The organism is Mycolicibacterium helvum, assembly GCF_010731895.1.
GTDB classification, from domain to species: domain Bacteria; phylum Actinomycetota; class Actinomycetes; order Mycobacteriales; family Mycobacteriaceae; genus Mycobacterium; species Mycobacterium helvum.
In genome coordinates, this window is the sequence record NZ_AP022596.1 from 834,609 (window position 1) to 858,987 (window position 24,379).

The 24,379-nt window shown below is 65.9% G+C and carries 20 protein-coding genes; 9 read left to right on the forward strand and 11 right to left on the reverse strand.

The window, feature by feature from the left end; translation table 11 throughout:
• Positions 1-32 precede the first annotated feature (32 nt).
• From G6N38_RS03630 to G6N38_RS03655, 6 genes are all read right to left on the reverse strand, one after another.
• Positions 33-632 (reverse strand): cysteine hydrolase family protein, encoded by a 600-nt coding sequence (locus G6N38_RS03630; RefSeq protein ID WP_163746288.1) that lies wholly within the window; start codon positions 630-632, stop codon positions 33-35.
• A gap of 9 nt (positions 633-641) precedes the next feature.
• Positions 642-1,370 (reverse strand): 3'(2'),5'-bisphosphate nucleotidase CysQ, encoded by a 729-nt coding sequence (locus G6N38_RS03635; RefSeq protein ID WP_163746289.1) that lies wholly within the window; start codon positions 1,368-1,370, stop codon positions 642-644.
• On the reverse strand, positions 1,367-3,217 hold the full coding sequence (gene cysN / locus G6N38_RS03640) for a sulfate adenylyltransferase subunit CysN (protein ID WP_163746290.1): 1,851 nt from the start codon (positions 3,215-3,217) through the stop codon (positions 1,367-1,369). The genes G6N38_RS03635 and cysN overlap by 4 nt, the downstream gene beginning before the upstream one ends.
• Entirely contained in the window at positions 3,217-4,146 is a 930-nt protein-coding gene (cysD, locus tag G6N38_RS03645; RefSeq protein ID WP_163746291.1) for a sulfate adenylyltransferase subunit CysD, read from the reverse strand. The genes cysN and cysD overlap by 1 nt, the downstream gene beginning before the upstream one ends.
• A 131-nt stretch (positions 4,147-4,277) precedes the next feature.
• Positions 4,278-4,769, reverse strand: coding sequence for a beta-class carbonic anhydrase (locus G6N38_RS03650; RefSeq protein ID WP_163746292.1), 492 nt, complete (start codon positions 4,767-4,769; stop codon positions 4,278-4,280).
• Between the two features lie 110 nt (positions 4,770-4,879).
• Positions 4,880-5,125 carry a hypothetical protein gene (locus tag G6N38_RS03655; protein WP_163746293.1) on the reverse strand — a complete coding sequence of 82 codons (246 nt, stop codon included), beginning with the start codon at positions 5,123-5,125 and terminating at the stop codon, positions 4,880-4,882.
• Between the two features lie 332 nt (positions 5,126-5,457).
• Between G6N38_RS03655 and G6N38_RS03660 the strand changes: the two genes are divergently transcribed.
• Genes G6N38_RS03660 through G6N38_RS03675 form a run of 4 tightly spaced genes read left to right on the forward strand, consistent with a single transcriptional unit; the run spans position 5,458 to position 10,895 of the window.
• Positions 5,458-6,435, forward strand: a complete 978-nt coding sequence (locus G6N38_RS03660) for an oligopeptide ABC transporter permease OppB (RefSeq protein WP_163746294.1) — start codon at positions 5,458-5,460, stop codon at positions 6,433-6,435.
• On the forward strand, positions 6,432-7,361 hold the full coding sequence (locus G6N38_RS03665) for an oligopeptide ABC transporter permease OppC (protein ID WP_163746295.1): 930 nt from the start codon (positions 6,432-6,434) through the stop codon (positions 7,359-7,361). Before G6N38_RS03660 ends, G6N38_RS03665 begins: the two co-directional genes overlap by 4 nt.
• Positions 7,358-9,199 carry an oligopeptide ABC transporter ATP-binding protein OppD gene (locus G6N38_RS03670; protein WP_163746296.1) on the forward strand — a complete coding sequence of 614 codons (1,842 nt, stop codon included), beginning with the start codon at positions 7,358-7,360 and terminating at the stop codon, positions 9,197-9,199. The genes G6N38_RS03665 and G6N38_RS03670 overlap by 4 nt, the downstream gene beginning before the upstream one ends.
• Before the next feature lie 43 nt (positions 9,200-9,242).
• On the forward strand, positions 9,243-10,895 hold the full coding sequence (locus tag G6N38_RS03675) for an oligopeptide ABC transporter substrate-binding protein OppA (RefSeq protein ID WP_163751779.1): 1,653 nt from the start codon (positions 9,243-9,245) through the stop codon (positions 10,893-10,895).
• Here G6N38_RS03675 and G6N38_RS03680 read toward each other — a convergent pair.
• The gene (locus G6N38_RS03680) at positions 10,885-12,162 is read right to left on the reverse strand and encodes an alpha/beta hydrolase (protein ID WP_163746297.1); all 1,278 of its coding nucleotides are present in this window, start codon (positions 12,160-12,162) and stop codon (positions 10,885-10,887) included. The genes G6N38_RS03675 and G6N38_RS03680 overlap by 11 nt on opposite strands.
• A gap of 131 nt (positions 12,163-12,293) precedes the next feature.
• Between G6N38_RS03680 and G6N38_RS03685 the strand changes: the two genes are divergently transcribed.
• Positions 12,294-13,505 carry an acyl-CoA dehydrogenase family protein gene (locus tag G6N38_RS03685; RefSeq protein WP_163746298.1) on the forward strand — a complete coding sequence of 404 codons (1,212 nt, stop codon included), beginning with the start codon at positions 12,294-12,296 and terminating at the stop codon, positions 13,503-13,505.
• A gap of 159 nt (positions 13,506-13,664) precedes the next feature.
• Positions 13,665-15,029 (forward strand): wax ester/triacylglycerol synthase domain-containing protein, encoded by a 1,365-nt coding sequence (locus G6N38_RS03690; RefSeq protein WP_163746299.1) that lies wholly within the window; start codon positions 13,665-13,667, stop codon positions 15,027-15,029.
• A 6-nt stretch (positions 15,030-15,035) separates the two neighbouring features.
• On the opposite strand, the gene G6N38_RS03695 is transcribed toward G6N38_RS03690, so the two are convergent.
• Both G6N38_RS03695 and G6N38_RS03700 read right to left on the reverse strand, forming a co-directional pair.
• A complete protein-coding gene (locus G6N38_RS03695; RefSeq protein WP_163746300.1) occupies positions 15,036-17,657 on the reverse strand; it encodes an AAA family ATPase in 2,622 nt (873 codons plus the stop codon).
• Entirely contained in the window at positions 17,654-18,805 is a 1,152-nt protein-coding gene (locus G6N38_RS03700) for a metallophosphoesterase family protein (protein WP_163746301.1), read from the reverse strand. Before G6N38_RS03700 ends, G6N38_RS03695 begins: the two co-directional genes overlap by 4 nt.
• A 114-nt stretch (positions 18,806-18,919) precedes the next feature.
• Here G6N38_RS03700 and G6N38_RS03705 point away from each other — a divergent pair, with 114 nt between their 5' ends.
• On the forward strand, positions 18,920-19,426 hold the full coding sequence (locus G6N38_RS03705; RefSeq protein WP_407662918.1) for a SixA phosphatase family protein: 507 nt from the start codon (positions 18,920-18,922) through the stop codon (positions 19,424-19,426).
• Between the two features lie 33 nt (positions 19,427-19,459).
• Here G6N38_RS03705 and G6N38_RS03710 read toward each other — a convergent pair whose 3' ends face one another.
• Both G6N38_RS03710 and G6N38_RS03715 read right to left on the reverse strand, forming a co-directional pair.
• Positions 19,460-20,008, reverse strand: coding sequence for a DUF3558 domain-containing protein (locus G6N38_RS03710; protein WP_163746302.1), 549 nt, complete (start codon positions 20,006-20,008; stop codon positions 19,460-19,462).
• A complete protein-coding gene (locus G6N38_RS03715) occupies positions 20,005-20,562 on the reverse strand; it encodes a DUF3558 domain-containing protein (RefSeq protein ID WP_163746303.1) in 558 nt (185 codons plus the stop codon). The genes G6N38_RS03710 and G6N38_RS03715 overlap by 4 nt, the downstream gene beginning before the upstream one ends.
• 156 nt (positions 20,563-20,718) lie before the next feature.
• Here G6N38_RS03715 and G6N38_RS03720 point away from each other — a divergent pair, with 156 nt between their 5' ends.
• Positions 20,719-22,473, forward strand: a complete 1,755-nt coding sequence (locus G6N38_RS03720) for an ABC transporter ATP-binding protein (RefSeq protein WP_163746304.1) — start codon at positions 20,719-20,721, stop codon at positions 22,471-22,473.
• Positions 22,470-24,377: an ABC transporter ATP-binding protein gene (locus G6N38_RS03725; RefSeq protein WP_163746305.1), complete on the forward strand. Its 1,908-nt coding sequence runs from the start codon at positions 22,470-22,472 to the stop codon at positions 24,375-24,377. The genes G6N38_RS03720 and G6N38_RS03725 overlap by 4 nt, the downstream gene beginning before the upstream one ends.
• Positions 24,378-24,379 lie beyond the last annotated feature (2 nt).

A 24,379-nucleotide genomic window follows, 5' to 3' on the forward strand; every position in this document is an offset into this window, starting at 1 on the left:
GCTTTTCTCAGCTACAGCCCACGTTGGTCGAATCAGCCTGGGATGGCCGCCGCATTCGGGACCACGACAGCGAACAGATCCGTCAGCGCCGCGAGGCTCGCCACCTGTAACGCCGCCGCCGCCACGTCGCTGCCGTCGACACCCGGCAGCGATCTTGTCGCGGTCGCAGCGGCAACCACCGTCGGCGCGTACCCAAGATTGAACGCTCCCCTGGCCGTGGAGTTCACACACATATGTGTCATGAATCCGGCGATAATCAGGTTTCCAGCGCCGAGCGACTTCAGCTGTTCGTCCAGAGCGGTCTGCACGAACGAGTTCGGGTAGTTCTTGACCACCACTGACTCCCCATCGCGGGGCGCGACCCGCGCCACGATGGCACCACTCTCACCCGTGATGTCGTACAGCGATCCCGGACCATCGTCATGCTGGACGTGGATGACCGGAATGCCGGCCGACCGGGCCCGATCCAAGAGCGTGGCGGCCTCGTCCAGCGCGGCCTGCACGCCCTCGAGCTCCATCACGCCGCTCGTATAGGTGTTCTGGCAGTCGATCAGGACCAGGGTCGAAGCGGCCAGGCTTGGCGGCTGCAGGGGCAGACCCGCCAGCGCGCGCAGGGTGGTGAGTTCCGTCATGCCGCAACGCTACTGCGTCGCAGCCAGCACCGCCTCGGCATATTCGGGCCGGCACACGACAACGTCGGGAAGTAACGGGTCGGGCCGGTTGTACTGAAGCGGCGATCCGTCGATGCGCGAGGTGTGCAGCCCAGCGGCCCGGGCGACGGCCACCGGGGCGGCCGAGTCCCATTCGTACTGCCCGCCGGCGTGCACATAGACATCCGCGAGACCCTGCACCACCGCTGCGACTTTCGCTCCGGCAGAGCCCATTTCGACAAGTACACCCCCCAGTGCATCGCGCACCTGCAGGGCGACCGCGGGAGGTCGCGTCCGCGACACCACGATGCGCGGGACAGCCGGTCCGGGCGGCGGGCCCGGCACCGCCGGGGTGGCCAGGGTGGTGTTCTGGGCCGGCAGCGCCACCGCGCCGGCGATGAGTTCGCCGTCCTCCCACAACGCCACGTGCACGGCCCAGTCCTCGCGATCGAGCTCGGAGAACTCGCGGGTGCCGTCGAGCGGATCCACGATCCACACCCGCTTGCTCCGCAGCCGAATCGGATCGTCGGCGCCCTCTTCGGACAGCACGGCATCGTCGGGCCGGGCCTGGGCCAACGCTTCCATGAGGTAGTCGTGAGAGCGTTTGTCGCCGGCCGCTTTTCGCTCGGCACCGGAGGCATCGGCGAGTTCGGCTCGGACGTCGAGCAGTAGCTTGCCCGCCTGAGTGGCCAGCGCGGCGGCCAACTCGTGGTCGCTCACTGTTCGCCCTCCAACAGATCCACAACCTGCTGGGCCAGCTCGTCGCAAGTGTGCTCCGGGGTGAGCCGCAGATCGGGGTTCTTCGGCCGTTGATAGGGGCTGTCGATCCCGGTGAAGTGGGTGATCTCCCCCGCACGGGCCTTTGCGTAGAGCCCCTTCGGGTCGCGGCGCTCGCAGTCTTCCAGTGGGGTGTCGACGAAGATCTCGAAGAAGTCCACATCCTGGTCGACGTGGACCTTGCGGGCCAGCTCCCGGTGCTCCTCCAGCGGACTGATCACCGGCACCAGGACTGTCAGACCGGCGTCAGCCATCAGCGTGGCGATATGGGCCAGCCGGCGCAGATTCTCGGCACGATCGGCCATCGAGAAGCCCAGGTCGGCATTGAGTCCGTGGCGCAGGTTGTCGCCGTCGAGAATGTAGGCGGGAGAACCATGTTCGAGCAGCTTCTGCTCCACCAGCACCGCGACCGACGACTTACCCGAACCAGACAAGCCGGTGAACCACAGTGTGCGCCCCTTGGTCAGCCTGTCACCGGAGGTCACCAGAGACTGATGGCGCACCGTGTTCGGCGACGCGGTGCGACTGGCAGTCGGGGCCGTATCGCGAACCATCCCCGCGGCGACCGTCACGTTGGTGTCGGGATCGATCAGGATGAACGATCCGGTGGCCGCGTTGCGGGAGTATTCGTCGAGCAGCAGCGGCACCTGGGTGCGCAGGGTCACTCGGCCGAGCTCGTTGAGCTTCAACGCCGTTGCGCTCTTGTCGCGGTGCAGCGTGTTGACGTCTAGGCGATAGCCCAAAGCGCCGACCCGGGCCCGGGTGGTGCGGGTGGTGTGTTTGATGATGTAGTCGCGCCCGGGCTCCAGAGCGGAATCGTCGGCCATCCAACACACCGTGGCATCGAATTCCTTTGTGGCCATTGGCTGATTCTGCGGCCTGGCCAACAAGTCACCGCGTGAGATATCGATATCGTCGGCCAGACTGATCGATACCGCCATCGGCGGGAACGCTTCGTCGACGGGACCGGTGGGACCGTCGATCGTGGTGATGCGACTGGTCTTTCCGCTCGGCAACACAACGATCTCGTCGCCGGGTCGTATCACGCCGCTGGCAACAGTACCGGCATAGCTGCGATGGTCGGCGTGTTCGACTGTCTGCGGCCGGATCACGTATTGCACCGGGAAGCGCACATCCACCAGGTTGCGGTCGCCGGCGATGTAGACGTCCTCGAGGTGGCTCAGCAGCGGCGGGCCGTCATACCAGGGAGCCTTGTCCGACTTGGTCACAACGTTGTCGCCGTTGAGTGCCGACATCGGGATGGTGGTGACGTCGTGGATGTCCAGCCGGGCGGCGAACGCGTGGAACTCCTCGCGGATCCACTCGAAACGCTCACGGTCCCAATCGATGAGGTCCATCTTGTTGACCGCCAGCACGATGTGCTGCACACCCAGCAGCGAAGCCAGGAACGCATGCCGGCGAGACTGCTCGAGCAGGCCGTGACGCGCATCGACGAGCACGACCACCAGCTGCGCGGTCGACGCGCCGGTGACCATGTTGCGGGTGTACTGGATGTGCCCCGGGGTGTCGGCGATGATGAATTTCCGCTTGGCCGTGGCGAAATAGCGATATGCGACATCGATGGTAATGCCCTGTTCGCGCTCGGATCGCAACCCGTCGGTCACCAGCGCGAGGTCGGTGTAGTCGTTGCCGCGCTCGCGCGACGTCCGCTCGACGGCAGCCAGCTGGTCTTCCATCACGGCTTTGGAGTCGTAGAGCAACCGGCCGATCAGGGTCGACTTACCGTCATCGACGGACCCGGCGGTGGCAATTCGCAATAGCGTGCTCATCAGAAGTAGCCCTCCCGCTTGCGGTCTTCCATGCCTGCTTCGGAGATTCGGTCGTCGGCGCGGGTGGCGCCCCGTTCGGTCAGTCTCGAGAGCGCGGTCTCGGCGATCACCTCGTCGACGGTGACCGCCGTGGACTCCACGCAGCCGGTGCACGTGACGTCGCCGACGGTGCGGAACCGCACCGCGGTCTCGAACACCGGCTCGTCGGCGGCCGGCTGCATGAATTCGTGGACGGCCAACAACATTCCGTCGCGCTGGAAGACCGGCCGGGTATGGGAGTAGTAGATCGCCGGCAGGGTGATGCCTTCAGCACCGATGTAGGCCCAAATGTCGTATTCGGTCCAGTTCGACAGCGGGAAGACGCGGATGTGCTCACCCTTGCGATGGCGGCCGTTGTAGAGGTTCCACAGTTCGGGTCGTTGGGCTTTAGGGTCCCACTGACCGAACTCGTCGCGGAAGCTGAACACCCGCTCTTTGGCGCGGGCCTTCTCCTCGTCGCGGCGGGCACCGCCGAAGGCGGCGTCGAACTTGTTCTCGCGGATCCCGCGCAAAAGCGTCACGGTCTGCAGCGGATTGCGCGACGGGCCGTTGTCCACCACCCGGCCTGCGTCGATGTCCTCTTCTACGCTGGCGACCACCAGCCTCAGCCCGTATCGCTCGACGAGCTCGTCGCGGGTGGAGATCACCTCGTCGAAGTTGTGACCGGTGTCGACGTGCATCACCGGAAACGGCAGCCGCCCGGGGGCGAAGGCCTTGATCGCCAGGTGCAGCATCACGATCGAGTCCTTGCCACCGGAGAACAACAGCACCGGCCGTTCGAACTCGGCGGCGACCTCGCGGATGATGTGGATTGCCTCGGCCTCAAGCGACCGTAGGTGGCTCAGCTCGTATTGCCCCGGCTTGGGGCGTTCGACCACCGGACTTGCCATTGTTTCCTCGTAAAGTTGGTAGGATTGACCAGAATTACAAAGCTAGCCTGGAATCTAACGAGTCAACTGGATGAAGTCAAGGGTTAAACGCAGGAGACGCGGTCGCAGGTCAGGCAGCTATTTGCCCGATGCTAAAGGACGACCTCGTTGAGTTTTCCGGTCGCGACATCGAAGACGAATCCGCGCAGCGACTCGTGTTTGGTGACGAACGGGCTGTTCTCGATGCGCCGCAGCGACTGGCGCACGTCTTCCTCGACATCGCCGAAAGCCTCGGCCGCCCACTCCGGCTTGATGCCGGTTTCTTCCTGGATGTCGCGCTTGAACGCGTCGTCGGTGAAAGTCAGCATCCCGCAGTCGGTGTGGTGGATGAGGATGATCTCTTTAGTGCCCAGCAAGCGCTGACTGATCGTCAGCGAGCGAATCTCGTCGTCGGTAACCACGCCGCCCGCATTCCGAATGACGTGTGCCTCACCATCTTTGAGACCAAGGATCCGGTAGACGTCCAGCCGGGCATCCATGCACGCCACGACAGCGAGATGCTTACTTGGCGGTAGCGGCAGCGGCCCCGTGAAATTCTTCGCGTATTCGACATTGTTGGCCAGGTATTCGTCGGTGACGCTCACTGCGCGATGATATCGCCCGCCACTGCCGCCCCCTTCAACAGCTGCGATTTCGGCGCGAAAACCGCCGGTAGGCGAACGAAAGCGCGCCGAAATCGCTCAGGACATCACATCTAGGGCGCTTCGGGCGGTTCCGCGGTGACCGGCGGAGTCGCCACCTCAGGCGACACAGTTGCCTCCGGCGCCGTCGACTTCGTCGTCTCCCCCGTGGCCATTTCGGAGGTCACCGGAGCGGTGAACGTGCCGGGGTCGGAGACGATCATGTCCCCACCCCGCTCGGTAACCGCCATCGCCAACGCGCCCATGGCCACGATCGCACTGCCGCCGACCACGGCGGACAGCGTTTTGATGTTCTGCATCTCGACACTTCCAATCGGTCTCGGTCGGTGTTTCACAGACTGGCTTCCCTGTCAGCCCGCTGACAATTGGTTAACCGTGACCTGTGTAGCCGAAACCTCCCTGCCCTGTCGGCGGGGCAAAACTCCAGGCCGCCGGCCTGCTATCGCGGCTCCACGCTCGGCGACGGACTCGCCAGGCCACCGAGGAGCTGGACACCATCGGCAGAGAGGCGTGAAGCGCAACCCGATTGCTTGCCCACGCACCGCGCCGATAGACGCACCGGGTCTTCCCGTCGTTTCCCCCCGGCATCTCCTACCCTGTGCTGCATGCACCCTGCGGCCGAGCGCGCCCGATGACGCGATTCCTGGCGCGCCGGCTGCTCAACTACCTGGTGCTACTGGCGTTGGCGTCGTTCCTGACGTTCTCGCTGACCTCGCTGACGTTCACTCCGTTGAACAGCCTGCTGCAACGCAATCCGCGGCCGCCCCAAGCCGTCATCGATGCCAAGGCCGCCGAGCTCGATCTCGACAAGCCGATACCGCTGCGCTACGCCCACTGGGTGGCCGGTGCGGTACGCGGTGATTTCGGCACGACGGTCACCGGCCAGCCCGTGGCCGACGAACTGTGGCGCCGTATCGGGGTCAGCCTGCGGCTGCTGATCATCGGCTCGGTGCTGGGCACCGTGATCGGCGTGGTGGTCGGCGCCTGGGGCGCGATCCGGCAGTACCGATTATCCGATCGGGTGATCACGCTGCTGTCGCTGCTGGTGATCAGTACGCCGACGTTCGTCATCGCCAACCTGATGATCCTGGCTGCGCTGAATATCAATTCGGTTCTGGGACTTCAGATTTTCGAGTACACCGGTGAGACGTCGCCCGACGCCGTCGGCGGACCCTGGAACCAGTTCATCGACCGGCTGCAGCATTTGATCCTGCCCAGCGTCACGCTGGCGCTCGGCGCGATCGCCGGTTACAGCCGCTACCAACGCAATGCGATGCTCGACGTCCTCGGCCAAGACTTCATCCGCACCGCGCGGGCGAAGGGTCTGACTCGGCGGCAGGCCCTGTTCAAGCACGGGCTGCGCACCGCCCTGATCCCGATGGCGACATTGTTTGCCTACGGCGTCGCGGGTTTGGTCACCGGTGCGGTGTTCGTGGAGAAGATCTTCGGCTGGCACGGCATGGGCGAGTGGGTGGTTCAGGGCATCGCCACCCAGGACACCAACATCGTCGCGGCCATCACGGTGTTCTCCGGTGCCGTCGTGCTGCTGGCCGGGCTGCTCTCCGATGTTATCTACGCGATCCTGGATCCGCGGGTGAGGGTGACATGACGGAAACGGACACCTCCGCACGCTCCGGGGTCAAGTCTGAGGAGTTCGCCTCCCGACGCACCCTGGTGCTGCGCCGGTTCGCGCGTAACCGGGCGGCGATGGCCTCCCTGATCGTGCTGGCTCTGCTCTTCATCGGCTGCTACGCGTTGCCGCCGCTGCTGCCCTGGTCGTACACCGAGCTCGACTTTCACGCACTACAGGATCCGCCCAGTACCGATCATTGGTTCGGCACCAACGCATTAGGCCAGGACCTGCTGGCCCAGATTCTGCGCGGCATGCAGAAATCGATGCTCATCGGGGTGTGCGTAGCGGTCATTTCGACGGGTATCGCTGCCACCGTCGGCTCGATCGCCGGCTACTTCGGCGGCTGGCGCGACCGGACGCTGATGTGGGTGGTGGATCTGCTTCTGGTGGTGCCGAGCTTCATCCTGATCGCGATCCTGACCCCGATCACCAAAGGCTCTGCGAACGTCGCGCTGCTCATCGTGCTGCTGGCCGGGTTCAGCTGGATGGTCAGCTCCCGGATGGTGCGCGGTCTGACGATGAGCCTGCGCGAGCGCGAATTCGTCAAGGCTGCACGGTATATGGGCGTGTCGAGCTCGCGGATCATCAGCCGTCACATCATCCCCAACGTGGCGTCGATCCTGATCATCGATGCCGCGCTGAACGTCGCCGTCGCGATCCTGGCCGAAACCGGTTTGAGCTTCCTGGGTTTCGGTATTCAACCCCCGGACGTCTCGCTGGGCACCTTGATCGCCGACGGCACCAAGTCGGCGACGACGTTCCCGTGGGTGTTCCTGTTCCCGGCCGGGGTGCTGGTGCTGATCCTGGTGTGCGCCAACCTCACCGGTGACGGACTTCGCGACGCCCTCGACCCCGGTAGCACCAACCTGCGGCGGGGCCGCAGGAAGAAAACGAAGTCATGAGCGACACCCTGCTGGAAGTCACCGACCTCGCCGTCAGTTTCCCCACCACCGGCGACGATCTCGCCGCGGTACGCGGCTTGACCTATCAGATCCGGCCGCGCGAGGTCGTCGCGATGGTCGGCGAATCCGGCTCGGGTAAATCGGCAGCGGCGATGGCGGTCATCGGTTTGCTGCCCGAATACGCCACGGTGTCCGGCTCGGTGCGGCTGGCCGGCCAGGAACTGCTCGGTCTGTCCGACGCCGAGATGTCGAAGATTCGGGGCCTGCGCATCGGCACGGTGTTCCAGGACCCGATGTCCGCGCTCACGCCGGTCTACACCGTCGGCCAGCAGATCGCTGAGGCCGTCACCGTGCATCACCGCGATATCGGCAAGCAGGCGGCGCGTACGCGTGCCGTCGAACTGCTCGAGCTCGTCGGCATCGCCCAGCCCGAGCAACGCGCGCGGGCCTTCCCGCACGAACTGTCCGGCGGTGAACGGCAGCGGGTGGTGATCGCCATCGCTATCGCCAACGACCCCGACCTGTTGATCTGTGACGAACCGACGACCGCGCTCGATGTAACCGTGCAGGCGCAGATCCTCGAGGTACTCAAGACCGCGCGCGACGTTACCGGTGCGGGCGTGCTGATCATCACCCATGACCTGGGCGTAGTCGCCGAGTTCGCCGACCGCGCACTGGTGATGTATGCCGGGCGTGCGGTCGAGGTAGCCGGCGTCGGCGACCTCTACCGTGATCGCCGAATGCCTTACACTGCAGGCCTGTTGGGCTCGGTGCCCCGCCTCGATGCACCGCAGGGCACCCGGCTGGTTCCCATCCCCGGCGCCCCACCCGCGCTGGTGGACCATGCGCCGGGCTGTCCGTTCGCACCACGCTGCCCGCTGGTCATCGACGAGTGCCGAACCACCGAACCGGCATTGCGCAGCGTCGGCCCCGCCCATTCGGCGGCGTGTATTCGCACCGAGGAGGTCATGGGCCGTACCGCGGCGCAGATCTACGGCGTGTCCACCCAGCCGGCAGCGGTCGAGGGCGACGCCGAGTCCGACGTCGTGATCAAGGTCCGGAACCTGGTCCGGACCTACCGGCTGACCAAGGGTGTGGTGTTCCGCCGCCAGATCGGCGAGGTCCGTGCTGTCGACGGCCTCAGCTTCGACCTGCCTCGCGGCGAGACGCTGGGCATCGTCGGCGAATCGGGGTCCGGGAAGTCGACCACCCTGCACCAGATCCTCGAGCTGTCCGCGCCGCAATCCGGCTCCATCGAAGTGCTCGGCACTGACGTAGCCACCCTCACCCCGGCGCGCCGACGTGAACTGCGCCGGGATCTGCAGGTGGTGTTCCAGGACCCGGTGGCCTCGCTGGATCCCCGGCTGCCCGTGTCAGACTTGCTCGCTGAACCGTTGCAGGCCAACGGCTTCAGCAAGACGCGCATCGACTCCCGCGTCGCCGAGCTCTTAGAGATCGTCGGCCTTCGGCGCGCCGACGCCACCCGCTACGCGCAAGAATTCTCCGGCGGTCAGAAACAGCGTATCGGCATCGCCCGCGCGTTGGCGCTGCAACCCAAGATCCTGGCTCTCGACGAACCGGTGTCGGCCCTCGACGTGTCCATCCAGGCCGGCATCATCAATCTGCTGCTGGACCTACAGCGCGAATTCGACCTGTCGTATCTGTTCGTCTCGCACGATTTGTCGGTGGTCAAGCACCTCGCGCACCGCGTCGTCGTGATGTACCGAGGAGCGATGGTCGAGTACGGCGATGCCGACGACGTTTTCGCCAACCCACAGCACGACTACACCAAGAAGTTGCTGGCCGCTATCCCGCAACCGGATCCCACTCGCCGCTAGCATCAGTGGCGTGACTCGATCGATCCGCCGGCACGCCGGCCGAATGGCAGTGCTGGCAGTCGTCGCGAGTCTGGTGGTGGCCGGCTGTTCGAGCGGCAAGCAGGATGTCCCCTCCGCCGGCGGCAACGCCGAACTCGGCGCGACCAGCGATATCAACCCGCAAGACCCGGCCACGCTGCGCAACGGCGGCAATCTGCGGTTGGCGCTGACGTCGTTCCCGTCGAACTGGAACACGCTGAACATCGACGGAAATGACGCCGACACCGGCGGAATACTAAGGCCGACCATGCCGCGCGCATTCGTGATCGCCGCCGACGGTTCGATGAAGGTCAACACCGACTACTTCACCAGCGTCGAACTGACCAGCACCGACCCCCAGGTCGTCACCTACACGATCAATCCGAAGGCCGTCTGGTCCGACGGCACGCCGATCACCTGGGAGGACATCGCCTCCCAGATCAACGCGACCAGTGGCAAGGACAAGGCCTTCGCGATCGCCTCACCCAACGGCAGTGACCGCGTCGCATCAGTCACCCGTGGTGTCGACGACCGCCAGGCCGTGATCACCTTCGCCAAGCATTACGCCGACTGGCGCGGCATGTTCGCCGGCAACACGATGCTGTTACCGAAGAGCATGACGGCCAACCCGGATGTGTTCAACAAGGGGCAACTCAATGGACCCGGACCGTCCGCAGGCCCGTTCCTGGTCTCGTCGCTGGACCGCACCGCCCAACGCATCGTGTTGAGCCGGAACCCGAAGTGGTGGGGCACCCCACCGTTGCTGGACTCGTTCACCTTCCTGGTGCTCGATGACGCAGCGAGAATTCCGGCGTTGCAGAACAATACGATCGATGCCACTGCGCTGGGCTCATTGGACGAACTCACCATCGCCCGGCGGACGCCGGGTATCTCGATCCGGCGTGCGCCGGGGCTGAGCTGGTATCACTTCACCTTCAACGGCGCGCCGGGTTCGATCCTGTCCGACAAGGCGCTGCGGCTGGCCGTCGCCAAGGGTATCGACCGGCAGGCGATTGCCGATGTGACGCAACGCGGTCTGGTCGACAAACCGGTCCCGTTGAACAACCACATCTATGTGGCGGGCCAGAAGGGGTACCAGGACAACAGCCAGGTGGTGGCCTTCGACCCTGAGAAGGCCAAACAGGAGCTCGACGCGCTAGGTTGGAAACTCAACGGGCAGTTCCGGGCGAAGGACGGCAGGCAGCTGGTCATCCGCGACGTCCTCTACGATGCACAGACCACCCGCCAGGTTGCGCTCGTCGCGCAGAACAGCCTGGCCCAGATCGGGGTGAACCTGCAGATCGATGCCAAGCCCGGCAACGGGTTCTTCACTAACTACGTCATCCCTGGTGACTTCGATATCGCCCAATTCTCATGGGTGGGTGATGCGTTCGCGCTGTGCTGCCTGAACCAGATCTACACCACCGGCGCCGAGAGCAACTTCGGCAAGATCAGCAGCCCCGATATCGACGCCAAGGTCGAGCAGGTGCTCAACGAACTCGACCCGGACAAGGCGCGCGATCTGGCCAACGAGCTGGACAAGCTGATCTTCGGCGAGGTGTTCAGTCTGCCGTTGTTCCAATCGGCCGGCAACGCCGCGGTGCGCAGCAATCTGGCCAACTACGGCCCAGCTGGGCTGGGCGACTTGAACTACAGCGCAATCGGATTCATGAAGTAGCCGGCTTCGAGAAGTCGGGCAGCGTGCGCGCCACCGTCCGCGGGAGTACCGCGGGCAGCGCGCCCTCGACGCGCGCCGCCACAGACATCGCCGACACCATCAGCCGCACCGCGGGACTACTCGGTATGGCGTCCAGTGCCGCTTCCTGCGGTCGCAGCGTGTCGATACGTCCGATCGAGGCCGCCTCGGCGATCCGCAACGCCGCCCGCTCCTTGGTGTCGAGCACACTGTGACCAGTAGTCGGTAGCCGCACCAGCACCGATCCGGGGATGAGCCCGGCCACGCGCTCGGCGACCGCCGGCGGCGTGATCAGGTCCCGACCGCCTGAGATCACCGCGGTGGGCCAGCTGAATTTCGGCATCTCGGCAACCAGATCGAACGGTTCGGCCTCGAAGCGCGGGGCCGCCCCGACCGCGAGATCGCGCATGGCGACCGCTGGGTCCAGCGGCAGCCCGTCCGGGTCGGCCGCATAGTTGAGCTCTCGGAATGCGATCCGCTCGACCAGGTCGGTCTCATTGCGGTACGGCGCCTTTCGGCCCACCATCAACTCGCCGAGACGGCCCATCGTCTTCCATACCAGGGGACGTCCGCCCAGCAGTAGTTCGAGCTGACGGTCCAGCAGGCGGGCACCACCGAACCCGTAGACGGTCGCGGCGAGCTGAGCGGCGGCCGGGGTCATCACTCCCGCGTCGACCAACCGCCGCACCTTGTCGGCGACCTCCTCGGTGTCTCGCTGACCGTGCCAGAGCACGCTGCGAATGTTGCGCCGGACCACCTCGATGTCGTCATGATCGAGCAGTGGGGAATCCAGGATCATCGCGTAGACCCGGGCCGGGTGGCGTACCCCCACACCCGCGGCGATATAGGTGCCGTAGGACGTTCCGTAGATGATCGCGCTGTGCACCTGGGCGTCGTCGAGCACTGCGGCAACATCGTCGACGACCTGCTCGATGGTCAGCGCCTCGGGTGGCAGGTCCGCACCGACGTCGTCGTGGCGCGACATTCCGATACCCCGGTGCTCGATCATGATTACGTCCAGGCCCTCGGCGGCGGCGCGCCGGCGAAGCCCGCGGTAGAGCGCGATCGAGGCGGCCCCCGGCCCGCCGGGGATGATGACCAGCGGATGTCTGGTCTTGCGGCCGGTGCGCACGTAGTAGAGGTCAAATTCGTCCGGTCCGCCCGGCGTGACCGGCCGTCGAACCGGACGAACGCCTGGCAGTGCCGCCAGTTTCTCGTGGGCGCGGCGCCGCTTCTCGTTCAACGTCATCGCGGCTGGCCCATCATGGCTTGATTGTGCCTCGCCAGGGACCGGAATGGAATGCGCCCTGTTGGACCCCTCTTAGGTTCGGGGTGAGCCAAAGCAGTGTCGGTCGAGGCGGCCGTCGGTAGAACGGGGCAATGACCACAGTGGAGCCTGCCAACCGCATCCTGCCCGGAACCCCCGAGTTCGCCGATCTGCTCGCCCAGATCAGATCTGGGGCCAAAGACCGAGACCTCAACGACGAGAACCCCTTTGACCAAGTAAATGCGCTCAAAAAATCCGGTTTTGGTACGTTGCGCCTGCCCGCCGAGCTTGGCGGTTCGAATTTCACTGTCCGTCAATTATTTTCGACAGTGATCGATGTCGCCGCGGCTGATCCCATTGTGGCGCATATCTTCCGCACGCATTTCTGGTTCGTCGAAGAGCGGCTGCGAACCCTCAATGACGGCCGGTCGCGTCAGTGGTTGACCAAGGTCTCCGAGGGCAGAATCGTGGGCAACGCCTTCAGCGAGAAGGGCTCGAACGCCGTCGGCAGCCTGGTGTTCAACACCCGGTTGCTGCCCGTTCCTGGTGGCTTCCGCCTCACCGGGGAGAAGTACTACAGCACCGGAACCCTCTTCGCCGACTACCTGACCGTGACGGCCACCACCGACCACGACTCGGTGGCCACGGTGATCGTGCCCGCCGATCGTGACGGTGTGCGACTGGTCGACGACTGGGACGGCTTCGGCCAGCGCCGGACCGGTACCGGAACGACGGTGTTCACCAGCGTCGACGTGGCACCTGACGAGGTATTGACCGACACGCCGTACGACGCCGACCCGGTTCCGACGGTCCAGTACGCGGCACTCCAGCTCTACATTCACGCCGTGGTCGCCGGTGTGCTCCAGACCATCGTGGACGACGGTGTCGAACTGCTGCGGTCGCGTACGCGCAGTTTCAGCCACGCGGTCGCCGAGAGCCCGGTCGACGATCCGCTCTATCAGCGTCAGCTCGGTGAGCTGGCCAGCACGGCCTATATCGCACGAGCAGCGGTGCTCGACGCGGCATCGGCCATCGAGGCGGCGACGGAGTCTGTGCTCGATGGTGTGCCCGACGCCGACCTGGCCGCCGAGGCCCAGCTCAAGGTCGCCAAAGTGAAGGTCCATCTCGACGACGTCGCCCCGGAGGCTGCCACCCGGCTGCTCGAACTCGGCGGAGCCAGCGCGGCCAGCCGTCAGCGCAACTTGGACCGGCACTGGCGCAATATTCGCACCATCACCCTGCACAACCCGGTGGCCTACAAGGCCAGGGTGATCGGCCAGAACCTGTTGCACGGCACCCCGATTCCGGCCAACGCGTATTTCTGATCACGCCCGGCGATTCTGGCGCGCCGAACTCGGTGTGGGTATACCCGACGAGCCAGCGTCCCGCCTGAAGGCATCAGTGTTAGGGAACAAAGTCCTCAACTGAGCCCGGAACGTTCTGGTCGGCACCGCTGCCGCCGTACGTTGGTGGCGGAGTAGATCATGACCGAATTCCTGCGCAACACAGACGCGTTCACCTGGTCGATGGAAGCCGATCCCCGGCTGAGATCCACGGTGGTGACGCTGATCTTTCTCGACCGGTCCCCCGACTGGGACCTGGTACGCAACCGGTTCGAGATGGTCAGCAGTGAGCTGCCGATGTTCCGCCAGCGGGTGGTGAACTCACCGCCGCCGGCGCCGCCCCGGTGGGAGCACGCCCCGGATTTCGATCTGGACTACCACTTGCGCCGGGTATCGGCTCCGCAGCCCGGCGACCTCGCCGGTGTGCTCGAGATGGCCCGGCTCGCGGCCATGGCCGACTTCGATCGGGCACGGCCGATGTGGGAAGTCACCCTCATCGAGGGTCTCGACGACGGCGGCGCGGCCGTGCTGTGCAAATTCCACCACGCCCTGACTGACGGCGTCGGCGGAGTTCAGATCGCGATGACGCTATTCGACCTGACCGTAGAGCCTCGGGACGCCGAGCCGGTCCCCGCCGAACTGACCACGCTCGCGCCCAGGCTATTGGCGGGTTACCGCGACTCCGTACGCTACGAACTTGGCTGGGTCGGCAAAGCCGTCACCGACTCGGTGATGAACGCTCCAAAGCTGTTGTTCAACACAATTCGGCAGCCGCTGCGGACCGCGGGAGCGGCCGGTGCGCTGGCCGCGTCGATATACCGGACAATTCGCCCGGTGAACAGGACCGGCTCGCCGCTGATGAAGGAGCGGACGCTGGTGCGTCGGCTGGGCGTGCTCGACGTCCCGATGCCACGCCTGCGCGAAGCCGCGCACCGAAGCGGCGCCGCACTCAACGACGCTTTCGTCGCGGGAGTTGCCGGCGGCCTGCGCCGTTATCACGACAAGCACGGGGTCGGAGTCTTCGACCTGCACCTGACGATGCCGATCAGCCTGCGCACTGACGACGACGGGATAGGCGGGAACCGAATCACCCTCATGCGTTTCGACGTGCCGGCCGGGATAACTGATCCGGCACGCCGGATAAGCAGCATCCACGAATGCACCAACCGGGTACGCAAGGAAGAGTCGTTGCCCTACACGCAGGCGATCGCCGGCGTGCTCAACGTGATGCCGCGTTGGTATATCGGTTCGATCCTGCGTCACGTCGACTTCGTATGCAGTGACGTGCCAGGTGTTCCGCTGCAGGTGTATCTCGGTGGCGCGCGGGTGCGCAAGCAGTACGCGTTCGGCCCGACTATCGGCGCGGCGGTCAACGTCACGCTGCTGACGTACCAGGACACGTGCGCGCTCGGCATCGATGTCGATACCGGTGCAATCCCTGACTACGAGGCGTTCTACGACTGCCTGGTGGCCAGCTTTGACGAAGTGCTGGCGCTGGCCGACTGACGGTTCTCAGGCAGTCAGTTCGATCACGTGGGCGTCCTGCACGCCCAGGTATCGGGTCGGTGTGCAGGTGAGAACGATGACCTGACCGTGGTCGCCCACGGTGTCGAATACCGCACCCATCTTGGTCAGCCGCTCGGGATCGGTGAAGCCCAGCGCGTCGTCGATGACCACCGGGACGGCGTCCTCCGACGCGACCAGCGCCGCACCGGCCAGCCGGGCCAGAATGCCAAGTTGTTCCTTCGCACCACCCGACAGTGAGTCATAGGGAACGGTGCGACCGTCCAACGTACGGTTGCAGATCCGCAAGTCGCTGTCGATCTCGACTTCAAAGGTGGGCCCGAAGACCGGGCGGCCAAGCCGTTCGATCTCGGTGCGGAACGGCGCGACGTAGCGGGCTCTGGTGGTGTCCCGGTGCCGGGCCATGACCGACCGCAACAGCTCGGCCGCCCTGGCGCGGCGGGACACTCGCGAATGCTCGGCGAAGGCGTGCTCCCGGGCGATCTGGGCGGCGTCGAGACCACCCTTGCGTCCCTCGTTGCCCATCACCCCAAGTTCGACGGTGATGTCGTTGAGCGCCTGCCCAACCCCGGCCTGCTCACGGTCCAGATCAGTGGCCGCACTGCTGGCCGCGGCCAATTCGGCTTCCACCGCAGTAGGATCGGCCGCCGCATACCGCTGCGCCAGCTCTGCGACCCCGGTGGCAGCCTGCCGCTGAGCGTCGGCATCAGCGGCGGCCTGCTCAGCGACCTGCTCGTCGCCCACCAGCGCCCGCTGGGCCGTGAGACGCCCAGTCGCGGAGTCGAGCTCAGCGCCAGCATCAGCTAGCTTCGAGCGCAGAACCGTTGCTGCGGTGCTCTTTTCGGTTAGTTGCACATTGGCACCCGCCACCGCCCGCTGGTGCAGATCAGCTTGGGCGCGGGCATTCTCACGCGCCTCGATGGCGCCGACGAACGCAGCACGCGCAGCGGCAGCATCGACGCCTGCGGCGATCAGTGCTGGCGATATCGCCGCACGCAGGGATGCCAGCCGCGCGCGCATCTGAGCGACCCCTTCGTCTTCACACAGCCCGGCCAGGGTCGCGGCCAACTGATCGCGGCTGCTGGTCAATTCCCGTCGGCGGCGGTCGATCACCCGCGCGTCATCCGGCGAATCGGACCCGCCCTGTTGCAGCGATTCAGCCAGAATTCGTTGTGCTGCTTCGAGTTTGGCCTGAGCACCTGATGTGGTGGCGCCGGGGTCGATCCGCACACTGACCAGTCCGGGCAACTCCACGGTGGTGGGCGACGAGCTCACCGGTGTCCAGCGCTCCCCCGCGGACAGCGTGATGGTCTGCTCACCGACGGTCAGCTCCAGGTCGGCGGCCGCGGTGAACTCGACCGTGGCGGCGGTCAGCGCGAGCTGAGCCTCGATGCGCTCGACCAGCGCCGCAGCCGACTCGATATCGGCCATCACGTCACCGGTCAACCTGATCTGCCCGAGCTCCCGGTTGAGCTCGGCCAGCTGTTGCTCGACCGACTCGATACGGTCCAGGCGGCCGGTGAGTCGCTGCGCCTGCTCGCTTCCGGCCAGCGCGTCCACCACCCGGCGGGTCTCGTCGACTGCCTCCTGGGCAGCGCTCAGGGCGATTGCCGATTCCGCCGCTGCCGCGCAAGCCATTTCGACGACTTCACGCGCGGTGTGCTCGGCCTCGATGGCCGCGGCCAACTGCGATCGCACATCGGTGACGGCCACGGTGCGTGCGGCCACATCGTCGCGCAGCCGCACGCGTTCGGCCAGCGCGGCGCTCGACGCGGCGCAGGTTCCCTGCGCCGCGGTCGCGACGAGCTCGGCCTGCCGCAGCTCGCCGGCAAGCTCGGCCACCGCGCCGGCCGCCGCCCGGGCGGCGGCCAAGCGCGCGACGACGCCCTGCCGGCGATCGGCCAACCCGGCCTGCCGCTCGGCGAGTTCGGCATGCCTGCGGACCCGTTCGTCGACTTCGGCGACCGCGGCGGCACACCGGGCCACATCCTGGTCGGCAACCCGCAGCTGGGTGATCGCGGCCCCCCACTCGCCCGTCGGCCGGCCCGTCGCGGTGAAGTACCGACCGTATTCGGCGTCGATCCGTTCGATCAGAAGCGGTTCGGTGCCCGATAGGGCCGCGTCGTCACCCGCCGCCAGGTCAAGGGCACGCGACAGCGCATCGCATTCGGACAGGTCCGCCGCCGCGGTCGAGCCGGTCTGTAGCACCCGCTGCGCATGCCACAAACCGGTGTCGACGGTCTCACCAAGCATGGCCAGCACCCGGTCGTGAGCCTCATCCCCGGTCAGCTGCTCGCGGCGCGGCGCCAAGATGGTCAGTTCAGTTTCGCACTTCTTGTGGAAACGCTTGCGATACACGAAACGGTATGGACCCGTGCTGATCTCGGCGGTGACCTCGGAACCGACATCGGCGTGCGTCGGCTTGACCTGCTTGACTTCCTTCTTCGTCGAGCGGTCCTTGGACTCCAGGAGCAGATCGAGCGCCTCGATCATCGACGTCTTGCCAATCTCGTTGGCCCCGCACACGACGACCACCCCGTGGTCGGGAAATTCGATGTCGCGGTGTGCGATTCCGCGGTAGTTGGTCAGGACCAGCCGGTGCAGTTTCATGCCGCATTCCCCCCGGCCAGCCGCAGCAACAGCCCTAGCGCACCCTGGGCGTCCGCGGCGGCTTCGCCGTCGCCGGCGCGGGCGGCCGCAACCAGTTCGTCGACCGCGGCCGCGGCGAATCCCCCGATTCCGAGGTCGTCGAACTCGCCGTCGGCAGGCATCACCGCGATGCTGGTGTGCCGCTCCCAGGTGCCCAGCCAGGCGAACAGCCGCACGTACTTGTCCAGGCAGGCATCCAGCGCGGCGCGGTCGGTCACGGTGAGCGACCCAGTCAGCCCGAGCCGCACGACCGTGCGCTCCTTATCTGGCAACAGGTCGAGGTTGAGGTCGAGATCGGCGATGTCGCGGCTGTCGTCGACTTGTCGGTGCAGCGTGACAAACCGCCACCGTCCGATGTGGTGGGATTCGACGGTCACCGGATGGCTGGGGTCGGCCTCGTCGACGTCGACCACCAGGACGTGCCCCGGGTCAGCCTCGACGTCATCAAAATTCGTCACCTCGGGCGAACCCGAGTACCAGACCCGTCCGCTGTCGCCGACGCGGGTGCGAGAGTGCTTGTCCCCCAGGGCGACATAGTGGACCGCTCCGCGGTCGACGGCGTCGGACAGCGCCGCCATCCGGATCAGTGACGGCTTACCGGGGTCTGGATCGAGCACGTCGACGCCGCCGTGGGCGACGAGAATGCGGGTGGTGCCGTCGGCGGGCAGATCGGCCAGCACCGCAGCGGCCAGGTCGACAGTCGGCGCCTTCGTGCGCCAAGGCGCGACAACGAGCTGTACACCGGGGCGCACATCCCAGACTCCGTCGCGATCCAGCACGATCACGTTGTCCGGGCATTCGGCCTTGAACAGTGCGCTGGTGTAGACCGACGACGCGTCGAGCGGGTCGTGGTTGCCCGGCAGCAGGTACACCGGAACGCCGATGGCTCGCATGGCTTCCAACGACTGGCTGATCACCTTGGGGGCGAGCTGGTTGTGCTCAAAGACGTCGCCCGCCACCACCACGAACTCGGCCGAGACCTGCGTGGCCAACGTGCCGAGACCCACCACCGCGTCACGCCGGGCCGCCGAGTAACGAGGCTGGGCTTCACCTTCCAGGAAGTGCCGCGTCATGCCGAGCTGCCAGTCGGCTGTGTGCACGAAGCGCATTTCCTCGGGCCCTTCTCTGTCTCATCGGCGAGTGCTGCGGCGAGTGTATGGCTCGGTGCCGACAAGTCCGCGGACCTCGACCGGCATGTACCCGAAGCGTTTAGCCTTACGTCCGTGACCGCGCCACAACGCACCCTGATCCTGATGCGCCACGCCAAGTCGGATTACCCCAACGGCGTGGCCGACCACGACCGGCCACTGGCTGCTCGCGGCATCCGGGAGGCCGGTCTGGCGGGCGGCTGGCTACGGGCCAATGTGCCGGCGATCGGCCAGGTGCTGTGCTCTTCGGCGACCAGGACCCGACAGACCCTGGACCTTGCCGGGGTCACCGCGCCGGTGACGTACTCCGAGCGGCTCTATGGCGCCACTGCGGGAACGATGATCGACGAGATCAACCAGGTCGGCGACGATATCGCCACCCTGCTGGTCGTCGGCCACGAACCCACGATGAGCCACGTGGCTCTCGGCCTGGCCAATCCGGCGAGTTCGGACTCCCACGCCGCCGAACGCATCGCGGCGAAGTACCCGACATCGGCCATCGCCGTCTTGCGGGCGACAGGCAGCTGGGCCGGCCTACGGCTCGGCGGCGCCGGGCTGACCGCGTTCCACGTGCCGCGCTAGTTGGTCTTCGCGCAAGCGGCTCATCCGCGCTAGTCAGGAGTTCGTCGCCAACGTCAGCTCCATCAACTTGATGGCCTGACCGCATGCGTCGATTCCGGGTGCCTGCGGGTTGACCCACCACCCCACGACACCACCGGCGTCGCTGGCGACTCCGCAGCCGCCGTTGGGATCGTTGGTCCGCATCACGATCGACGGCACACCCGCGATCGACCGGTTCTCCAGTTGGTATTTGAGGAACTGGCCCACGGCCCGCTCGTTGTCGAGGCTGCCCTGCTCGTACCAGAACCGGGTGATGTCGACCAGACCGGCGGGGTTGGCCGCCTGCCAGCGGCAGACCGCGCCGACGAAGGTGCTCTGAATGTCAAGCGGATCAGCACCCACCGTCTTGGCCAAGATGTCGGTGGTGAGGACGTCGCACTCCTTGAGCAGGTTCGGGTACTGCTGCGCGGAGTTGTCGTTGCGCGGTGTGGTGCCCGACCCCGATTTCGCTGCCGTGCCGGCCACCGTCTTGGCGCATCCGCTGACCAGCACCAGGGCGGCGAGCACCGCTACCGCAACGGCGACGAACCGGCGCGGGCTCATTTGGAGTTCACGATCGATTGCCGGGTCAATTCCTTGGCCACGTCGCAGGCCGGCGGGAACGGCTTCTCGGCGAAGCTGACCGACCACTCGATGAAGTCGTCGTTGAACTGGATTCCGACCTCGCACAGGTTGTCTCCCAGAGTCGGATCGGTGCCGACCGCGATGAATCCGCTGTGGCCCTCGATATTGATGTCCTCGACGCTGGTGCGCGACAGCTCCTCGGTCTTGCGTTCGCGCCCGATCGGGCTACCCCGGTACCAAGTGAAGGAGAAGTGCGGCCCCAGAATGCCGCCGCCGGCCAGCCACTGGCAGCCGATGGAGTTCTTCGCCGTAGTCACCAGGCCGGTCACACGGGTCTGCTCGGCCATCGTCTGGTCGCTGATGCCACCACACTCGGGGAACATCGGGCCGTGTTTGGCGTTGCCCGGCTGCGGCCCGGGAGCCTGCGAGCCCTGGGTTTGGCTCGGGCCGCTGCCCGAGTCCGAGCATGCGCCGATACTGGCGGCGATGGCTACAACTCCGGCAGCCATCACGAGTTTGCGCGTCGCTGTCATGCGCACCTGCTGCGGGTCACAGCATGCACTGTAGCGGCCACCCCCCGCCACAACCACCGACATGCCGCTTGACCTGCCGCTTTGCCGAGATTTCAGGTGGGCGAAGGCGACAGGGTCCGGGCAACCGGGTTTCAGGGCGTGTGCGACAGTAGCGAAATGCTCCTGGCGCTGCTGAGACAGTATGTTCAGCCGTACCGGCGGCTGGTCGCAGCGGTGATGGTGCTGCAGACCATCAGTACGTTGGCCTCTTTGTATCTGCCCACAGTCAACGCCGCGATCATTGATGACGGCGTGGCCAAGGGCGATACCGGGCTTATCGCGGAGTTGGGCCTGGTCATGCTGGCGGTGACTGGCCTTCAGGTGGTGTGTGCGATCGGCGCGGTCTACTTCGGCTCGCGCACCGGCATGGGTTTCGGTCGCGACCTGCGCTCAGCGATGTTCCACCACGTCACCACGTTCTCCGAGCAGGAGACCGCTCGGTTCGGGGCACCGTCGCTGCTGACTCGCACCACCAACGACGTCCAGCAGATTCAGGTGCTGATCCAGATGACGACCACCATCCTGGTGACCGCACCGATCATGTGCGTCGGCGGCATCATCATGGCGATTCACCAGGACGCCGGGTTGTCCTGGCTTCTGGTGGTGAGCGTTCCGGTGCTGGCGTTGTCCAACTACTGGATCGTCTCGCGCATGCTGCCGATCTTCCGCAGCATGCAACGGCTGATCGACGGCATCAATCGGGTAATGCGCGAACAGCTCTCCGGCATCCGGGTGATCCGGGCCTTCGCCCGCGAACCCTTCGAACGCGAGAGGTTCGCCGTCGCCAATGCGGCGGTATCCAACACCGCTTTGGCTGCCGGCCGCTGGCAGGCACTGATGTTGCCGGTCACCACCTTGACCATCAACATCTCCAGCGTCGCCCTGATCTGGTTCGGCGGCCTGCGCATCGACAGCGGACACATGCAAGTCGGCTCGCTGATCGCCTTCCTGTCCTACTTCATGCAGATCCTGATGGCTGTGTTGATGGCCACCCTGATCCTGGTGATGCTGCCGCGCGCCTCGGTGTGTGCCGAACGGATCACCGAGGTGCTGGGCACACAAACCGCGATCAGCTGCCCGGCCTCGCCGCGGCGCCCCGAAGGCAGCATCCGGGGCGCGATCGCCCTCGACAATGCGACGTTCCGTTACCCCGGGGCGGAGCGCCCTGTCCTGGAAGATGTTTCGCTGACCGCACTGCCCGGCACGACGACCGCGATCGTCGGCAGCACCGGCTCCGGCAAGTCGACGCTGGTGGCACTGATCTGCCGGCTCTATGACGTCACCGACGGCATGGTGCGCATCGACGGCATCGACGTGCGCGACTACGACCCCGAAATCCTCTGGTCGACACTCGGTTTGGTGCCGCAGCGGGGCTATCTGTTCTCCGGTACCGTCGCCGACAACCTAGCGCTCGGTGCGTCGCCAGGACAGGTGGTAACCGAGGACGACATGTGGTCGGCGCTGCGAGTGGCGGCCGCCGAGGACTTCGTGCGCGCCCATCCTGATGACTTGAGCATGCGGGTTGCCCAGGGCGGCATCAACTTCTCCGGCGGTCAGCGTCAACGGCTGGCGATCGCGCGCGCGGTGATCCGGCGGCCCGCGATCTATCTGTTCGACGATGCATTCTCCGCCCTGGACGTCCACACCGACGCCCGGGTCCGCGCCGCGCTTCGCGAAGTGTCCGCGGATGCCACGGTGATCATTGTCTCCCAGCGCATCTCGACTGTCGCCCACGCCGACAACATCGTCGTCATAGACGGCGGCCGGGTGGTCGGAGCAGGCACCCATCACGCGCTGCTCGCCGAGTGCGAGACGTACGCGGAGTTCGCCGACTCTCAGTCGGTGGGCACTGGTGTCGGGGGCGAGCGATGACCGGGCCGACATTCCGCGGCGGCGGGATGCGCGCGATGACCCAGGATCCCCGGCAAGCCCGCTCGCGCGACTTCACCGGATCGGCGCTCCGGTTGATCCGGCGGCTGACCCCGCAGCGGTGGCCGACCGCGGCGGTGATCGCGTTGTCGATCGGTGGAATCGCGGTCGGTGTCATCGGCCCCCGCATCCTCGGGCATGCCACCGACCTGCTGTTCAACGGTGTCATCGGCCGCCAACTGCCGGCTGGTATCACCAAAGACCAGGCGGTCTCCGCTGCTCGGGCCCGCGGCGACAACACCTTCGCCGACTTGTTGTCCGGAACCAACGTGGTGCCCGGTCGCGGTGTCGACTTCACCGCGGTTGCCCACACCCTACTGCTGGCATTGGCACTGTATGTCGTTGCTGCGCTGCTGATCTGGGCGCAGGCCCGGATACTCAACGTGATCGTGCAGCGCACGATCACGGCGCTGCGCGCCGAAGTCGAGGACAAGGTCCACCGGTTGCCACTGTCCTACTTCGACTCCCGACAGCGCGGTGAGTTGTTGAGCCGCGTCACCAACGACGTCGACAATATCCAGTCGTCGGTGTCGATGACCATCAGTCAGCTGCTGACCTCAGTACTGACCGTGGTCGCGGTGCTGGCGATGATGCTCAGCATCTCCCCACTACTGGCGTTGATCACCGTCGTGACAGTTCCGTTGTCGCTGTGGGTGACCCGGGTGATCGCGCGCCGCTCGCAGCGGATGTTCATCGCCCAGTGGACCAACACCGGTCGGCTCAACGCGCACATCGAAGAGACCTACAGCGGATTCACCGTCGTCAAGACATTCGGGCACCGCGCCGCCGCCCAGGAGAAGTTCCGCGACGCCAACGACGACGTCTACCACGCGAGTTTCGGCGCGCAGTTCTTCTCCGGTCTGGTGTCACCGGCGACGACGTTCATCGGGAACCTCAGCTACGTCGCGGTAGCGGTGGTCGGCGGCTATCAGGTCGCGACCGGCCAGATCACCTTGGGCAGCATCCAGGCCTTCATCCAATACGTTCGCCAGTTCAACCAGCCACTGACCCAGGTCGCAGGCATGTACAACACCTTGCAGTCTGGGGTGGCCAGCGCCGAGCGGGTCTTCGATTTCCTCGATGAGCCGGAGGAATCACCGGACGTGCCAACGACGTTGCCGGACAACGCGCGTGGCCGCGTCGAGTTCCAGAACGTCTGGTTCAGCTATGTCCCCGGGACTCCGGTGATCGAGGACCTGTCGTTGGTCGCCGAACCGGGCAGCACGGTGGCTATTGTCGGACCCACCGGCGCCGGCAAGACCACCCTGGTCAATCTGCTGATGCGGTTCTACGACGTCGACGCCGGACGGATCCTGCTCGACGGCGCCGACATCACCGGTGTGAGCCGGGAAGCACTGCGCTCCCGAATCGGGATGGTGTTGCAGGACACCTGGCTGTTCGGCGGCACCATCGCCGAGAACATCGCCTACGGCAAGCCCGGGGCGGCCGAGGACGAGGTGATCGAAGCCGCGCGCGCGGCCTACGTGGACCGGTTCGTGCACACCCTGCCCAACGGCTACCACACTCGGGTCAGTGACGACGGCGGCAATATCAGCGCCGGCGAAAAGCAGCTGATCACCATCGCCCGGGCGTTCCTGGCCCGCCCCCAGCTGCTGATCCTCGACGAGGCCACCAGTTCGGTGGACACCCGAACGGAACTGCTGATTCAGCACGCGATGACCGAATTGCGCCGGGAGCGAACCAGTTTCATCATCGCTCACCGGCTCTCGACCATCCGCGATGCTGACAACATCTTGGTGATGGAGGCCGGGCGGATCATCGAGGCGGGCAACCATGCCGAGCTACTGGCCCGACGGGGCGCCTACTACAGGATGACGATCGCCTGACG

Coding starts and splice junctions, on each gene's coding strand:
- G6N38_RS03630 (WP_163746288.1), bottom strand. CDS start 632: ATGACGGAACTCACCACCCTGCGCGCGCTGGCGGGTCTGCCCCTGCAG.
- cysN (WP_163746290.1), bottom strand. CDS start 3,217: ATGAGCACGCTATTGCGAATTGCCACCGCCGGGTCCGTCGATGACGGT.
- cysD (WP_163746291.1), bottom strand. CDS start 4,146: ATGGCAAGTCCGGTGGTCGAACGCCCCAAGCCGGGGCAATACGAGCTG.
- G6N38_RS03655 (WP_163746293.1), bottom strand. CDS start 5,125: ATGCAGAACATCAAAACGCTGTCCGCCGTGGTCGGCGGCAGTGCGATC.
- G6N38_RS03660 (WP_163746294.1), top strand. CDS start 5,458: ATGACGCGATTCCTGGCGCGCCGGCTGCTCAACTACCTGGTGCTACTG.
- G6N38_RS03665 (WP_163746295.1), top strand. CDS start 6,432: ATGACGGAAACGGACACCTCCGCACGCTCCGGGGTCAAGTCTGAGGAG.
- G6N38_RS03670 (WP_163746296.1), top strand. CDS start 7,358: ATGAGCGACACCCTGCTGGAAGTCACCGACCTCGCCGTCAGTTTCCCC.
- G6N38_RS03675 (WP_163751779.1), top strand. CDS start 9,243: ATGGCAGTGCTGGCAGTCGTCGCGAGTCTGGTGGTGGCCGGCTGTTCG.
- G6N38_RS03680 (WP_163746297.1), bottom strand. CDS start 12,162: ATGACGTTGAACGAGAAGCGGCGCCGCGCCCACGAGAAACTGGCGGCA.
- G6N38_RS03685 (WP_163746298.1), top strand. CDS start 12,294: ATGACCACAGTGGAGCCTGCCAACCGCATCCTGCCCGGAACCCCCGAG.
- G6N38_RS03690 (WP_163746299.1), top strand. CDS start 13,665: ATGACCGAATTCCTGCGCAACACAGACGCGTTCACCTGGTCGATGGAA.
- G6N38_RS03695 (WP_163746300.1), bottom strand. CDS start 17,657: ATGAAACTGCACCGGCTGGTCCTGACCAACTACCGCGGAATCGCACAC.
- G6N38_RS03700 (WP_163746301.1), bottom strand. CDS start 18,805: ATGCGCTTCGTGCACACAGCCGACTGGCAGCTCGGCATGACGCGGCAC.
- G6N38_RS03710 (WP_163746302.1), bottom strand. CDS start 20,008: ATGAGCCCGCGCCGGTTCGTCGCCGTTGCGGTAGCGGTGCTCGCCGCC.
- G6N38_RS03715 (WP_163746303.1), bottom strand. CDS start 20,562: ATGACAGCGACGCGCAAACTCGTGATGGCTGCCGGAGTTGTAGCCATC.
- G6N38_RS03720 (WP_163746304.1), top strand. CDS start 20,719: ATGCTCCTGGCGCTGCTGAGACAGTATGTTCAGCCGTACCGGCGGCTG.
- G6N38_RS03725 (WP_163746305.1), top strand. CDS start 22,470: ATGACCGGGCCGACATTCCGCGGCGGCGGGATGCGCGCGATGACCCAG.